Below are 15339 nucleotides of genomic sequence, written 5' to 3' on the forward strand. Positions count from 1 at the left end.
CATAAAATTCACATTACGGAAAAATTTTGTTTAAATATTTTTCTTTGTTTTAAAATCATCATTGTGTTTTATTTATTGATTTATAATATCAATTGAATTTTATTCATTGTTTATCTTGTTTTATTGTGAAAAGTTTATAAATTCGTCTCCACAATCAACCATAATTAATATGAAAACGAAATTTATCTTAGTAGCAAGCGTTGCTGCATGCTCTTTTGTCTTTGGGCAAAACACACCATCAAAATTGGTTCCGGGTAAAAGCGGACTACATGCTGAATTTATGAGATTTGAAAAAAATGCACCTGCTTACCAGGGCAGCCCTGTTTTATTTGACGAAGCGTCTCAGAGACTTTCTCCGGGGCAGGCTCGTAAACTAGGCCTGGAAAAAGATGCATTAGGTTTTGAAACTCAAAGATTTCAACAGACCGTTAATGATATTCCTGTAGAATATGGAATGATGGCGGTACAAACAAAAGACGGTAAAATTGTAGGACAATCAGGAAAATGGGTTATTAAAATTCCGAAAGGCCTTGACAAAACTGCCAGTCTTGCTGAAAATGCTGCTTTACAGAACGCTTTGTCTTTTGTAGGTGCAGAATCCTATAAATGGAAAAATAAAGAAGAAGAAGATTTTCTTAAAAAAGAAACTGGTGATCCCAACGCAACCTATGCGCCAAAAGGTGAATTGGTGTATTATTCAAATCCTGATGATGACAAGCTGAATGATTTGAGGCTAGCCTATAAATTTGATATCTATGCCGAAAAACCATTAAGCAGACAATATGTTTTTGTGGATGCTAAAAATGGAAAAGTACTGGGAGTAGATGCTATCATCCATGAAGTGAACACACCGGGAACAGCAGTTACAGGATATAGCGGAACCCGCAACATCACTACAGATTCTTATAACGGAAGTTACCGCTTAAGAGAAACAGGAAGAAATGGGGGAACTTCAGTGGAAACCTATAATCTGAAAAAGGGAACCAGCTATGCCTCTGCGGTAGACTTCACAGATACAGACAATAACTGGAATAATGTCAATACCAATAAGGACCAATATGCTACTGATGCCCATTGGGGAGCAGAAATGACCGTAGATTACTTCTACACAAAATACGGACGTAAGAGTATTGATAATAATAATTTCGCTATTAAATCTTATGTACACTATTCTACCAACTATTTTAATGCATTTTGGGATGGCTTGAGAATGACTTATGGTGATGGAAGCTCAACAACAAATGGCGGAAAACCTTTAACAGCAATAGATGTATGCGGTCACGAAATTACCCACGGGCTAACTTCTAAAACGGCTAACCTTGTCTATCAGAGAGAACCAGGAGCATTGAATGAGGGCTTCTCAGATATCTTCGGAAATACCATTGAACGCTGGGCAAGACCTACACAGGCAAGCTGGACATTGGGAGAAGATTTCAATTATGTAATCAGAAATATGGCTAATCCTAATGCATACAGCCAGCCGGATACCTATATGGGAACCTACTGGAAAACAACTACCACTTCCGGTTGTGTTACTCCAAGCCAGTCTAATGACTATTGCGGGGTGCATACCAATTCAGGAGTACTTAATTTCTGGTATTATTTGTTAGTAACAGGAGGATCAGGTACGAATGATAAAGGATTTGCTTATAATGTTTCCGGAATCGGCCTTGATAAGGCAGGTGCTATTGCCTACAGAACATTGACAACTTATCTGACATCTTCTTCTACGTATGCGAATGCAAGAACCTATTCTATTCAGGCGGCTACTGATTTATACGGAGCAACCAGCAATGAAGTGACTCAGGTTAAAAATGCATGGAATGCTGTAGGTGTAGGAGGTGGAACTTCTCCTGCAGGAAAAGTGGCAGCAGCACAAACAGCGTTGTATACCATTAGCCCGAATCCTGCAACGGACAGATTTACCATCAGCTTTGAAGGAAAATCAGGAAAAGGAATTGTAGAACTGGTAAGCCTGACAGGCAAGAAAGAAATTTCTGAAAAAGTTGAAATTACTGATGGCGTAAATAAACTTAACATCCAGCTACCTGCCAATATTCTTCCGGGAGTATATGTTGTACTGGTAAACGGAGAAAAAGCTGGAAACCTGATTAAAAAATAACCAAATCAAATTTTTAATATATTTAACGAAAAGGCCGCAAGAATTAACCTGCGGCCTTTTGTATATTTTGAGTAAAGAAGATTATACCAAATAGAAATCATTCAGTTTTTCTTCACAAAGTGTTTTTACCACTTCAATCCATCGGTCTTCATCGTTCAGACATGGAATGTAATGGAAGTTTTCACCGCCGCCGTGCATGAACTGTTCTTTTCCTTCTACTGAAATTTCTTCCAGTGTTTCAAGACAGTCGGAAACGAAAGCCGGACATACAATAGCCAGGTTTTTGATCCCTTTTTTACCAATTGTTTCCAATGTTTCATCCGTGTAAGGCTCAATCCACTTATCTTTTCCTAATCTAGATTGGAAAGAAACAATCGTTTTCTCTTTAGGTAAATTCAATTTGTCAATAACAAGTTGTGTTGTTTTATAACATTGATGACGATAGCAGAACTGATGACTTGGATTATCTTCTCTGGAACAGCAGTCGTTAAGATTACAGGTCTTTGTAGGATCTGTCTTATAAATATGTCTCTCAGGAACTCCATGATAAGAAAACTGCAGTGCATCGAAATTTTCAGGAAGCTTTTCTTTAATGCTTTCTGCCAGGCAGTTAATATAAATATCCCTGTTGTAGAAAGGCTGAATATAATTAATTTTTATACCAGGAAACTTCTTTTTTCTTACTTCTTCGGCTTTTTCAATGACCGTTTCCGTAGTACTCATTGCATACTGGGGATATAAAGGAAAAAGAACGATTTCCGTGACTCCCTGATCAACCAGCTTTTGAAGACCTGTTTCAATGCTTGGCTGCGCATATCTCATTCCTATTTCCACCGGAACATCTACCACTTTTTGCAGCTTTTTTTGAATCTGTTCAGTGATGACAATCAGTGGTGAACCCTCATCTGTCCAAACCGTTTTATAGGCTTCAGCAGATTTTGCAGGTCTTGTTTTCAGGATAATTCCCTGTACAAGAAGGGCACGGAAGATCCAACGGTAATCAATCACCCTTTCATCCATCAGAAATTCATCAAGATATTCCTTTACGTCGTTTACAGAAGTAGATCTCGGTGATCCGAGGTTGACTAGTAAAATTCCTTTCTTATTCAATATTCTAAATTTTAATTATGAAACAGAACTTATAAAATCTGTTACTAATTTTGATACTTTGGCAAAGGTATTACTTTCCAGTAAGCCATTGCTTTCAAATTTGCCTTTTATCCCTTTTATTAATGCCTGATGTTTATCATCCGCTATGGCTCCGAGAGTTTTTAAAATCAATAACAACTCTTCGTGTCCTTTTTCTCCGCTGGCGGAAGCGGTGATTACAGCAACGGGTTTTTCAGAAAATACTGTTGTGGAAACGCACCACTCCAATAGATTTTTTAATCTTCCGGGAATACTGAAAATATATTCCGGTGTGGAAAATATCACCCCTGCTGAGTTGTTAATAGCCTCTCTGATCTTCAGAACTTCTTCCGGAGTATCATTATCCGTTACTGTGGCATCAAAATGCGGAAGGACAGAAAGATCAGCATATATCTGAAAGTCTGTATCGTCTGTCTTTTCCAGCACCTGTTCCATCAGTTTCTGATTGCTGGAATTTGCTGAAGCACTTCCAATAATCACTACAATTTCCTTTCCGGGAGGCATTTCGGTAGTTTTTATCCGTTTACAGCTTCCACTCTTTCTACCAAATCCGGAACGAATTGTTTTAAAATATTTTCAATTCCGTTTTTTAAAGTAGCAGTAGAACTTGGGCAGCCGGAGCATGCACCCTGAAGAAGCATTTTTGCGGTTTTATTTTCCTGATCATATTCCATCAGAGAAATTTTACCCCCATCATTTTCTACGGCAGGAGCTACATATTCATTTAAAATGTCAGAAATTTTCTGCTCGTCCTCTGTATAATCTCTGTTGATAATTTTCTCCACAGGATTTTCATGTTTCTGAGGTTCTATTTTTGCAATTTCTCCTCCGTTCTGAAGATATTCGGCGATAAGCGCACGAACAGTCATCATTACCTGATGCCACTCAACAGAATTATCTCTTGTAACGGCTACAAAATTGTCCGAAATGAAAACTTCCGTTGCAAAATCAAACTCTTTAAAAATAGCCAGTGCCAAAGGAACTTCTTCAGCCGCTTCTTTCGATTTTACTTCCACAAAACCATCCATCAGTAATTTGCTTGAAACAAATTTCATTACATTGGGATTCGGAGTCATTTCAGCATAGATCTGATACATTTCTTTTTTCTTCTGAAGATAAATTCTCGGGTTGGCCAGTAATTCATCCTCAATCACATTTTTCAGGCTTTCAGCAACATGTTCCCATTCTATGGTATCCTGTTTAGCCACAGCTACAAAATTAGCTGTAATGAAAACTCTTTCCACAAACGGATAATTGAAAAGTTCCTGTGCCAAAGGAATTTCTGAAATATCTGAATTTCTGTCCAGTTCCAAAGACCCGGGGATGAGATTGTAATCTGCTACAAATTTCATCACTTTTGGGTTTTCAGTAGGTTCTATAAGTACGGTACGCATTTTTTCGTTAAATTTGAGATACAAAAATACGCATTAGAAGTTAGAAGCTGAGTATTGAGAGTTAGATTTTTGCTATCACTGTAATTTAGAAGTTAGATATCAGAAAAGATAGTATATTTTAATTTTCGTATTGGCCCGTTTTCAAATTTTCAAATTAATATTATGGCACTAATAAAAGAACTTTTAGGAAAAGCACCACAGATTGGAGAGAATACATTTTTAGCAGAAACTGCTACTATTATTGGCGATGTTACAATGGGAAAAGACTGCAGTGTCTGGTATAATGCAGTGATCCGAGGTGATGTTCATTACATCAGAATGGGTGACAAAGTGAATGTTCAGGATAATGCAATGCTGCACTGTACGTATCAGAAATATCCTTTGAATATCGGGAACAATGTTTCTATAGGTCATAATGCCATTGTTCATGGATGTACCATTAAAGATAATGTACTGATCGGGATGGGAGCTATTGTGATGGATGACTGTCTGGTAGAAGAAAACTCTATTGTAGGAGCAGGTTCTGTAGTGACTCAGGGGACTCATATTAAATCCGGAGAAGTCTGGGGAGGAGTTCCTGCAAGAAAAATCAAAGATATTAATGCTCAGTTACTGGAAGGAGAAGTGAATAGAATTGCAGATAACTACGTGAAATATTCTTCATGGTATAAGGAGAATGTGAAGGATCATCAGTTTTAGGTGGTCTGATGAATAGTTAATTCGCTGCGCTTGTCAATTTTTTTGGTTCAAAAGTTCACTATTCATTTGTGAAGCAAAATTCACCATTGATCTGTTTAAAATAAATATAAAAGCTCTGTTCTGAAACAGAGCTTTTTCGATTTGATATAGAACCTTTGCTTTATTGTTAATTATTGTCCGGTGTAATAAGTCTGATCTTGCCATTGACACATTTGACAGATGTAGGCGGAGTGATCATCATACAGTCTGACGTAATATTATACTTTTCATTAAAAGCTTTCACTTTATCCGTATACTCATTCACTCTTTGTAAGAAAGTTTTCTCTATTTTCTTAGGATAGGCAATGTATTGCTGAGGACCGCCACAGGCTTTTGATCCCATAGGAGCAAATGTCCATTCACTGGTATCCGTACATTTTTCTCCTGATACTTCAGATTCAATGGAAGCTTTTAATCTATCCAGCTGTGCCTGTTCATATTTCTGACTTTCTGCGTCAGCAGGCCTGTCTGCAATATCAACGGGAAGATTGGTATTGGCATTCTTTGATGTATTACATGAAACTAAAATTAATGTAGTACACAGTACTATTGCCTGGATATGAAAGAATAATTTTTTCACAATAAACGTTTTCTTTTTTATAATTTTTCAAAACTTATGCCAAGGTAAGAAATTCAAATTCATTTCCGTATTTTTGACGAAGATGAATAATCATTTTTTTGACTTAATAGAATATACCAACAGAAGTGTTTTTTTAACCGGGAAAGCCGGAACAGGAAAGACAACATTTCTTAATGATTTTGTAAGGCGTACCAAAAAAAAGCATATTGTAGTGGCTCCCACGGGAATTGCTGCCATTAATGCCGGAGGAGTAACCATCCATTCCATGTTTGGGCTGCCGTTAAGAACCTTTCTTCCTACTACAGAAAGGATAGATACCAGTTTGGCCAATAATATTGCCGATCTGATGCCTCATTTTAAATACCGCAAAGATAAACTCAAACTTCTGAGAGAGGTTGAGATCATTATTATCGATGAGGTTTCAATGCTGAGAGCTGATGTTTTGGATATGATGGATTTCTCTTTGAGATTCATCAGAAGAAATAATCAGAGATTTGGAGGGGTACAGATGCTTTTTATAGGAGATTTGTTTCAGCTTCCTCCGGTGGTAAGAGATGAGCATATCCTGAAAATGTATTACAATTCACCCTTCTTTTTTGACAGCCACGCCATTAAGGAAATTCCTATTGTTACCATTGAGCTGACAAAAGTATACAGACAGTCTGATGAAGAGTTTCTGGAAATTCTGAATGCTATCCGTGACGGCGATGTGGATAATATAGATTTTAATCATCTCAATGAAAGGTATGATCCTGACTTTGATATGGGAAAAGAATCTTATGTATATCTGTGTTCTCACAACAAAATGGCAGATGAGATCAATCAGGAAAAATTAGCTGAAATAAAAGTAGAACCTCAGATTTATGAAGCTAAACTGGTAGGCGATTTTAAAGAAAATCAATTTCCAAATGACCAGTTTTTAGAACTGAAAATTGGAGCTCAGATCATGTTTATCCGAAATGATATTTCCGGAGAAAAGAAATATTTTAATGGAAAACTGGGCGAGATTATCGGGTTGGATGAAAATGAAGTCCGTGTTGTTCTGGATGAAAGTGAAAGGGAAATTGTGGTAAAAAGAGAAACCTGGGAACAGAAAAAATATTTCCTTGATACGGATAAAAATATCAAAGAAGAAGTGCTGGGAAGTTTCGAACAGTTTCCTATCAAATTAGCATGGGCGGTTACCATACACAAAAGTCAGGGATTAACATTTGATAAAGTGATTATTGATGCCGGGAAAAGTTTTACTGCCGGACAGGTATACGTGGCTTTATCCCGCTGCAGAACACTGGAAGGGATTGTTTTGAAATCAAAAATTACTCCTGAAGTTATTTTCAAGGATAACAGGATTTTGCATTTCCACACGGATACTATTGCCAATGATCATGTTGAAGCGATTCTGAATCAGGAAAAATATGATTACAGCATCAGAAAAGTATTACGCACATTAGACTGTACATGGTTTTTGAAAGAAGTGGAAGAGTGGAATAACCTTTCCATTGTCACCAGGAATATTGATCATGTTAAAACCAAACAGCTTTATCTTCAGTTGAAACATGAAGCGGTCAATCTTGGAAAAATTTTTGAGAAGCTGGAACGTATTATTTTTCAGAAGGTTAATCATTTTATTGAACAAAAAGAAGAATGGTCCGAAATTGAAAGCAAATCAAAAGGAGCTGTCAACTTCTTCTTTACAGAAATCAGAAATAAAATTTTCGATCCTTTAAAAGAATTTTATGCTGAGATAAAAGGTGCTAAAGGATTAAAACAATATAACGAAGAATTTAAAAACTGGCTTGAAGACATTGAAGAGTATCTGAACAGTCTGAGAGATATTCACTTACTGGAAACGAAACTTTTAGATGAAAAGAATGATAAGGAAATCAATCTTAAAATTGCTAAAGTTCCGTCCCAGGTTTTAACATTCCAGTTGTTTGAACAGGGAAAAACCATCGGAGAAATTGCTTTAGAAAGAGGGTTAGTAAAAGAAACTGTTATCGGACACCTTGCCAAATTTGCAGAACAGGGATTGCTGGACATTGCCAGAGTCATTACTTCAGATAAAATCAAAGCTTTTGAAGATGAATTCTACAAAAATCCACACGAAACTTTAACCGAGTGGAAGAATGCACTGCCAAGTCATTTTGAATTTAACGAAATCAGGATTTTAATCAATCACTATAATTATAAAAAAGAAAAGAACTCGTAGGAGTTCTTTTTTTATATAGTTCTAAAAGAATTAAGGATACATCGCATTGATGGTATTGATATCTCCGGTCGTAAATCCGGTTCTGGTATAGGTGAAATTACTATTGTCAGCTCTGGTAATTGTTGGAAGCCCATTTTTAGAATAAGAGGTTGGCCAATACATCATCACCGAATTAATATTAAACGGTCCTATATCTGTTCCGGAATTATAGATATTGAAATTATAAGACTGTCCGTTTTGAATATTATTCCACAGAATTTTTACGTATTGATCTCTGTCTTTACGCGTATGCTCATGGTAAAGTCCTACCGTATGTCCCATTTCATGAATCACCGATCCTACAGAAATGTATTGATCCAAAGAAACGGTTTGTTTTCCACCCTGATATCCGATATGTGCCCAACCATCCGATCCTGATGAGCTTCCGAAAATAAATTCTACATAATTAGCCTGGTTGGTGCGGTAGATCCATTGTGTATTGGTTTTATTATTGTACTCGCTGATGGCAGAATTGATTTTATTAACATTGATGGAACCCATATTGCTGGCAATAGTATAATAAATTTTACCATTCGGCCATCTTGAATAGCTTGCGCCGCCTTTATTGACCTCGCTGCCTTCGGATAGCTGTTTATCGGTAAGAACAATATCGCCCTGGAAAAAATTCATTCCGTTTTGTCTTTCATAGGTAATTTCCTGGCCGTTCAATTGTCCCTTTTTTACATTGTCTGCGTTGAAGGCATTCGTTTGTGCTTCGGAAATAATTTCCTCATTGGTTTTACTGCAAGACGAAAATATAGCAGCAATAAGAAAACTCATAAAGACAGTTTTTCCTGTCAGCATCTGCTTATAAAACAGGCTGTTTGTTTTTTTGTTCATATTAAAGTTTTTAAAAATTTGGTATACGAATATAATGAATATATCTCTTTTTATTGAATTATTTTAGTTAAAATGTGTTTTTTTAATATGATTATTTAATTTTAAAATCACATAGGCAAAACGATGTATACAAAAATTTTATTCCAATAGTTTTTCCCTGAACTGATCAATTGTTTTTATTAATTACAAAAAGTAACTAATGCGGTTTTTATGTTTTAAATTTGTCCTGTTTTTCAGACTAAAGAAAAATTAACATCATAACATGAAAAATTTTGAAATTTCTGTTTTAGATCTTGCACCGGTAAAGCAGGGCAAAAGCATTCATGATACTTTTCAGGATAGCTTATCACTAGCCAATCACGCTGAAAATTTACATTATAAAAGATTCTGGCTGGCAGAACACCACAATATGGAAAGTATTGCAAGCTCTGCAACTTCTGTTTTAATAGGTTTCATCGCCAATGGAACGAAAAAAATCAGAGTAGGATCAGGAGGAATTATGCTTCCCAACCACAGCTCCCTGATCATTGCAGAACAGTTCGGAACCTTGGAATCTCTTTTCCCGGGAAGAATTGATCTGGGAATAGGAAGAGCTCCCGGAACAGATGGCTTAACGGCGCAGGCTTTGGGAAGAAATCCTGCGATTATTAATGAACAGTTCCCAAGACAAATTCTCGAACTTCAAAGGTATTTTTCAAAAGAAAATTCGGATGCAATGGTTCGTGCCATTCCGGGAGAAGGGCTGGATATTCCATTATATATTCTGGGATCAAGTACAGACAGTGCGTGGCTGGCTGCGGAACTTGGTTTGCCTTATGCATTTGCAGGACATTTTGCTCCTGAGCAGATGGAAATGGCTTTTAAAATATACAGGGAGCATTTTGAACCGTCAAAATATCTGGATAAACCTTATATCATTGCCTGTGTAAACGGTGTGGCAGCAGAAACATCAGAGGAGGCTCATAAAATTTCCACCACTTTATTCCAGGCATTCATCAATATTGTAAGAAACGACAGAAAACCTTTTGCTCCACCGGTGGATGATATGGATGAAATCTGGTCACCGATGGAAAAATCCATGGTGTTGCAGAAACTGAGATATACTTTTATTGGAGATCAGTCTGAAATTCAGGAAAAGCTTACAGATTTTCAGGAAAGATTCCAGGTAGATGAACTGATGATCAATTCACATATCTACGATCATCAGAAAAGATTGAGATCTTACGAGATTTTCAGAGAGGCGGCTAACTCCTTATCCAAAGCTTAATAAACCATTCATAATTAGTTGGCAGATGCTTATTTTTATGAGTATCTTTGCAAAAATAAAAAGTAAAAATGTCCGATATTAAATTAAATACTATTCCAGAGGCTATTGAAGACCTTAAAAATGGTAAAATAATCATAGTAGTAGATGATGAAGACAGAGAAAATGAAGGTGATTTTCTTTGCGCTGCAGAACTGACAACGCCGGAAATTATCAATTTTATGGCACTTCACGGAAGAGGACTGATCTGTATGCCGCTTCCGGAAAAAAGATGTGATGAACTTGGCCTTGAAGTAATGGTAAGCAGAAGCAGTGATCCTAAAGAAACGGCTTTCACCGTATCAGTAGACCTTTTAGGAAACGGAACATCTACCGGAATTTCTGCAGGAGACAGAGCAAAAACTATTTTAGCACTGATGGATGAGAAATCAAAACCTACAGACTTTATGAGACCTGGTCACATCTTTCCGCTTCGTGCAAGAAAAGGTGGGGTATTGAAAAGAGCCGGACATACTGAAGCTGCCATTGATCTTACACATTTAGCAGGTTTGAAAGAAGGAGGAGTGATCTGTGAGATCATGAATGAAGATGGTACCATGTCCCGTCTGCCTGAACTTCACGCTTTTGCTCAAAAGCATGACATGAAGATTGTTTCTATCGAAGATCTGATCCACTATCAGCTTAAAAAAGGTAATCTGGTAGAAAGACTTGAAGAGAAAAAAGTAAAAACGCATTACGGTGATTTTGATTTTTATGCTTTCAGAGAAACGTCCAATGATCAAATCCACTTTGCATTGACAAAAGGAGCATGGACAGTAGATGAGCCTGTTTTGGTAAGAGTACAGTCTTCAGATTCTTATTTTGATGTATTGACCAGATTAAATAATGGTGAGAAACCGCTATTGGAAAAAGTAACCAATATGGTAAATGAGGCAGGAAAAGGCGCTATTATTTTCATCAACAATGTTTCTAATTCTGAAAATACGTTAAGAAAACTTCAGCAGTTCCTGAACTATCAGGACGGTCAGGAGCAGCATCCTACACTGGCTTACAATTACAGAGATTATGGAATCGGAACGCAGATCCTGAAGAATTTAGGAATCAATAAGTTCAAAGTAATCACTCAAAACCCTAATATCAAACCTCAGGTTGGAGGATATGATGTAGAGGTTACTGAAATGGTGCAATTGTAAAAAATGAACGGGCAGTAGTGAATTATTTTCACAATAAATAACTGTTTGTAATACAAAATATAAGGTTTAGGATTTTTCTAAACCTTTTTATTTTTTAAACGATGACTGAGTCTTTAAAGAAACATATCCGGGAATATATTGATATTTCAGATGAAAAGCTTGAAAAATACTGCAGTGTTTTCATGCTTCGGAAAATAAAGAAAAAAGAATTTCTTTTAAAAGAAGGGGAGATCTGCGAATTTGAAGGATTCGTGGTAAGGGGATGCTTTAAAGTTTTTCATACCCATCATAATGCAGCCGAACAGATATTGTATTTTGGAATTGAAAACTGGTGGATCTCCGATATTGATAGTTTTGTGAATCGTATTCCCTCAAAGCTTAATATTCAGGCGCTTGAGGATGGTGAGATTCTTCTTATTCCCAAAAATGAAAAAGAACAATTATATGCTGAAATGCCGGAGATTGAAAGATTAATGAGGCTTAAGTTTCAAAAATCAATAATAGCATTGCAGCGTAGAATTATTGATAATCTAAGTAAGCCTTCAGATGAACGTTATGTTGAGTTTTTAAAAGATTATCCACAGACAGCACACCGTCTTACCAATATTCAGATTGCGGCCTATCTGGGAGTAACACCGGAATTTATAAGCAGAATCCGGAAGAAAATTGTCAGTAAAAGCTGATGGCTGAAAAATAAAAAGTCCCGAAAGTTTATCTGTAAATGCTTTCGGGACTTTTCTATGTCAGATAAAGATCTATTTTAGTTTAATGTAATTCCGTCAAAATTTCGGAAGCCATTCAGAAAATCTTTTACCATCATCCTTTTTTTACCTTCCAGCTGAAGTTCCAAAGGATAATAGATTCCGTCCTGAGTATAGATTTTAAATTCATTTTTAGAAATATCGAGACTTCCGGCTGGTTTCCCGTGATCAGAAAGTTCAAATTTCCCTCCGAATATTTTTAATCCTTTTTCTTCGTTGTCAATCTTTAAAGTAGTGAATGCTGCAGGATAAGGAGACATTCCCAGAATAAACTGATGAACGGTTTTTGAAGGCTGTTCCCAATTGATTCTTGTATCTTCCTTGAAAATTTTATAAGCGTTTTTAGGATGTTCTACTTGTGGCTGGGGCTTTTCTTCAATGGCATTTTCAGCAAGGCCGTCTAATGTCTTAACAACAAGTCCTGAACCCATTTCCATCAATCTGTCGTGAAGGCTTCCCGCATTTTCATCCGGTAAAATTTCTATTTCCTGCTGAAGAAGAATATTTCCTTCATCAATTTTTTCATTAATAAAGAAAGTAGTGGCTCCTGTTTTTTCTTCTCCATTGATTACTGCGTAATTAATAGGAGCTGCACCTCTGTAATCAGGAAGTAATGAAGCATGAAGGTTGAAGGTTCCCATTTTAGGCATTTCAAAAAGTACCTTAGGCATCATTCTGAACGCTACCACTACAAAGACATCAGCTTCCAGTTTTTTAAGTTCTTCCAGAAACTCTGGATTTCTTAGCTTTTCCGGCTGGAAAACAGGAATATTGTTTTCTTCTGCATAGATTTTTACCGGCGATTGGTTAATTTTCTGTCCTCGTCCGCTTGCTTTATCAGCCACAGTTACTACACCTACTACCTGATGGTGAGATTGATGGATCGCCTCCAGAGAAGTTTTTGCAAACTCAGGAGTCCCTAAAAAAACGACTTTCAATGATTTCATGCTGCAAAGATAAGTTTTTGATCTGAGAGTCGGAAGATATTGGGGTTCGAGGGTAGGAGAGTTTTAGGGTGTGAGAGTTTGAGAGTAGCAGATTTAGGCAGGTTGATCATAATGTTATCATTACTCATTGCTCATGATTCAGCGCATATGTTCTGAAGTTCAGCATTCTTACTTTTCCTGAATCCAATAGAAATATAAGATTTTCCAGGATGTTTTCTTTGGAATGATAGCTGAGCTGGATAGACAGTTCTTCAATAGTAGCCGATTTTTTAGCTAATAAATTAATGATTTGCTGAGAAATATTTTTTCCAAAGATAGACTGCTTATTTTTTTCACAGACAGAACACTGGCCACAGTTTTTTGAATTTTTTTCACCAAAGTAGGCCAGGATAAGTTTCATTTTACAGTAGTCATTATTTTCCACATAAAACTTCATCTCTTCCCATTTCTGAATTTTGTTTCTCTGAATATGTTCAAATAGTTTCCAGTAAGCACTATTTACAGCCCTTTCATCGCGGGGTTTCAGAAATTTAATACTGGCTAGTGCCCCATCTATATATTCAAGATAGTTCTTTTGCTGAAATTCTTTCAGTCGTTCTTTGATCAAAGGAACACTGATGTTGATTTTGTTGCTTAGCTGCTGTTCACTGAACATTACCTTGTGGGTTGTAATCCCTGATATGTTACGGAAAAGAAGCTCTATAAAATAGGCGTCCTTTTGTGGCAGCTGGTCTATCTCATCAGCTTTGATAAACAGCTCGAGTGAAGACAGGCTTTTGTAATCATTATAGTAGACAATTTCCTGGTTGTGCAGAAAATTGAGTACATTGTTGATCTTGGCTTTCGACAGTTTGGTGAAATTCTGTATACTAAGATTATTCAGTTGAAATGTTTTTTCCGGAAGCTCAAATTCTGCTACCTGAAAAATAGAGTAGAGGTAGCTAATGATCTTCAAAAACTCAGCTTTGTTTGGGGTCTGATTTTTTAAAACCTGATCAAAATTAAGAAGTTCCTGTTTATTCCAGAGCATGAAAGCAAAACTGTCTTTTCCGTCTCTTCCTGCCCTTCCGATCTCCTGATAATAATTTTCCAGAGACGCAGCAGGGGAATAGTGAATGACAAAACGAACATTGTCTTTATCGATGCCCATTCCAAAGGCATTGGTAGAAACAAGAACATGATTATCGCTGTTATTCCAAAGATTCTGTCTTGCATTCTTTTCTTTGGTTGTCAGGCCGGCATGAAAATAATCCACATTTTTCAGTTGATTTTTCTTCAGAAATTCTGCCAGCAATTCTGCCTCTTTTCTTGTTCTTACATACACAATTCCGGAGTCATTGCTGTATTTTAAAATATCAAAAACACGCTGAAATTTATCAGCTACTTCATCGGTAAAAATTTTAATATTCTCTCTTTTGAAACTTTTTTGAAAAACAAAAGGATTTTTCAGTTCCAGTTTATTTTTGATTTCTTCAAGCACTTTTGGCGTTGCTGTTGCTGTTAAAGCAAGACAGGGAATTTCAGGATTATTACTTCTGAATCCTTTTATATTCTGATAGCTGGGTCTGAAATCCTGACCCCATTCTGAAATACAGTGCGCTTCATCAACTGCAATGAATGACAGCTGAATTTCCTCCATGTTTTGAATAAACTGAGTATTGGTAAGTCTCTCAGGAGAAACATAGAGTAGTTTGGTAAGTCCTTCCTTGCAGCGGCCGTAGATGGTTTCGGCATCGTATTCATCCAGTTCAGATGAAAGATATTCTGCTTCTATCCCACGTGATTTAAGCTGATTGACCTGATCTTTCATCAATGCAAGCAATGGAGACACAACAAGGCATGTTCCTTCTTTCAATAAGGCGGGTAATTGATAACATAAAGATTTTCCTGCTCCTGTGGGTAACAGAACCAAGGTATCTTTTTCGTTGATGACAGCATTGATAATTTCTTCCTGAGAATCTCTGAAGTCGTTATAACCCCAGAAATACTTAAGAATATCATATTTTAGCTTTTGAAAATCCTGCGGAGAAATCATGTTGTAAAAATAAGGAAAGAATTAGGACAAAAAAAGTCACGCAGGGCGTGACTTTTATATGATATATC

Annotated in this window: 13 protein-coding genes; 6 read left to right on the top strand and 7 right to left on the bottom strand. The window is 36.7% G+C overall.

Going from position 1 to position 15339, the window contains the following annotated elements:
* Positions 1–169 precede the first annotated feature (169 nt).
* A complete protein-coding gene (locus ACODR7_RS02995; RefSeq protein WP_488837159.1) occupies positions 170–2122 on the top strand; it encodes a M4 family metallopeptidase in 1953 nt (650 codons plus the stop codon).
* Between the two features lie 81 nt (positions 2123–2203).
* Here ACODR7_RS02995 and hemH read toward each other — a convergent pair whose 3' ends face one another.
* The 3 genes from hemH to ACODR7_RS03010 are packed head-to-tail and all read right to left on the bottom strand — an operon-like array spanning position 2204 to position 4665.
* Positions 2204–3232, bottom strand: a complete 1029-nt coding sequence (gene hemH / locus ACODR7_RS03000; RefSeq protein WP_488837161.1) for a ferrochelatase — start codon at positions 3230–3232, stop codon at positions 2204–2206.
* Between the two features lie 15 nt (positions 3233–3247).
* Positions 3248–3775: an NADPH-dependent FMN reductase gene (locus ACODR7_RS03005; RefSeq protein ID WP_488837162.1), complete on the bottom strand. Its 528-nt coding sequence runs from the start codon at positions 3773–3775 to the stop codon at positions 3248–3250.
* Between the two features lie 11 nt (positions 3776–3786).
* Complete coding sequence (locus ACODR7_RS03010) at positions 3787–4665, bottom strand: NifU family protein (protein ID WP_076595855.1); 879 nt, start codon at positions 4663–4665, stop codon at positions 3787–3789.
* A gap of 162 nt (positions 4666–4827) precedes the next feature.
* Here ACODR7_RS03010 and ACODR7_RS03015 point away from each other — a divergent pair, with 162 nt between their 5' ends.
* A complete protein-coding gene (locus ACODR7_RS03015) occupies positions 4828–5364 on the top strand; it encodes a gamma carbonic anhydrase family protein (protein WP_076595856.1) in 537 nt (178 codons plus the stop codon).
* 166 nt (positions 5365–5530) lie between these two features.
* Here the strand turns inward: ACODR7_RS03015 and ACODR7_RS03020 are convergent, their stop codons facing one another.
* A complete protein-coding gene (locus tag ACODR7_RS03020; RefSeq protein WP_488837163.1) occupies positions 5531–5983 on the bottom strand; it encodes a hypothetical protein in 453 nt (150 codons plus the stop codon).
* Positions 5984–6065: 82 nt separating this feature from the next.
* On the opposite strand from ACODR7_RS03020, the gene ACODR7_RS03025 reads away from it, so the two are divergent.
* Positions 6066–8192 carry a helix-turn-helix domain-containing protein gene (locus tag ACODR7_RS03025; RefSeq protein ID WP_488837165.1) on the top strand — a complete coding sequence of 709 codons (2127 nt, stop codon included), beginning with the start codon at positions 6066–6068 and terminating at the stop codon, positions 8190–8192.
* 30 nt (positions 8193–8222) lie between these two features.
* Here ACODR7_RS03025 and ACODR7_RS03030 read toward each other — a convergent pair whose 3' ends face one another.
* Positions 8223–9071 carry a M12 family metallopeptidase gene (locus ACODR7_RS03030; RefSeq protein WP_488837167.1) on the bottom strand — a complete coding sequence of 283 codons (849 nt, stop codon included), beginning with the start codon at positions 9069–9071 and terminating at the stop codon, positions 8223–8225.
* 262 nt (positions 9072–9333) lie between these two features.
* Between ACODR7_RS03030 and ACODR7_RS03035 the strand changes: the two genes are divergently transcribed.
* From ACODR7_RS03035 to ACODR7_RS03045, 3 genes are all read left to right on the top strand, one after another.
* Positions 9334–10338, top strand: coding sequence for an LLM class flavin-dependent oxidoreductase (locus ACODR7_RS03035; protein WP_488837168.1), 1005 nt, complete (start codon positions 9334–9336; stop codon positions 10336–10338).
* A gap of 68 nt (positions 10339–10406) precedes the next feature.
* Positions 10407–11528, top strand: coding sequence for a 3,4-dihydroxy-2-butanone-4-phosphate synthase (gene ribB / locus ACODR7_RS03040; protein WP_089689809.1), 1122 nt, complete (start codon positions 10407–10409; stop codon positions 11526–11528).
* A gap of 101 nt (positions 11529–11629) precedes the next feature.
* Positions 11630–12211, top strand: coding sequence for a Crp/Fnr family transcriptional regulator (locus ACODR7_RS03045; protein WP_488837169.1), 582 nt, complete (start codon positions 11630–11632; stop codon positions 12209–12211).
* A 77-nt stretch (positions 12212–12288) separates the two neighbouring features.
* Here the strand turns inward: ACODR7_RS03045 and fmt are convergent, their stop codons facing one another.
* Together fmt and ACODR7_RS03055 are read right to left on the bottom strand one after the other, a co-directional pair.
* Positions 12289–13236 carry a methionyl-tRNA formyltransferase gene (fmt, locus tag ACODR7_RS03050; RefSeq protein WP_488837171.1) on the bottom strand — a complete coding sequence of 316 codons (948 nt, stop codon included), beginning with the start codon at positions 13234–13236 and terminating at the stop codon, positions 12289–12291.
* A gap of 124 nt (positions 13237–13360) precedes the next feature.
* Positions 13361–15271, bottom strand: coding sequence for a RecQ family ATP-dependent DNA helicase (locus ACODR7_RS03055; RefSeq protein ID WP_488837172.1), 1911 nt, complete (start codon positions 15269–15271; stop codon positions 13361–13363).
* Positions 15272–15339: the final 68 nt, after the last annotated feature.

It is taken from the genome of Chryseobacterium sp. FG46 (genome assembly GCF_057809135.1).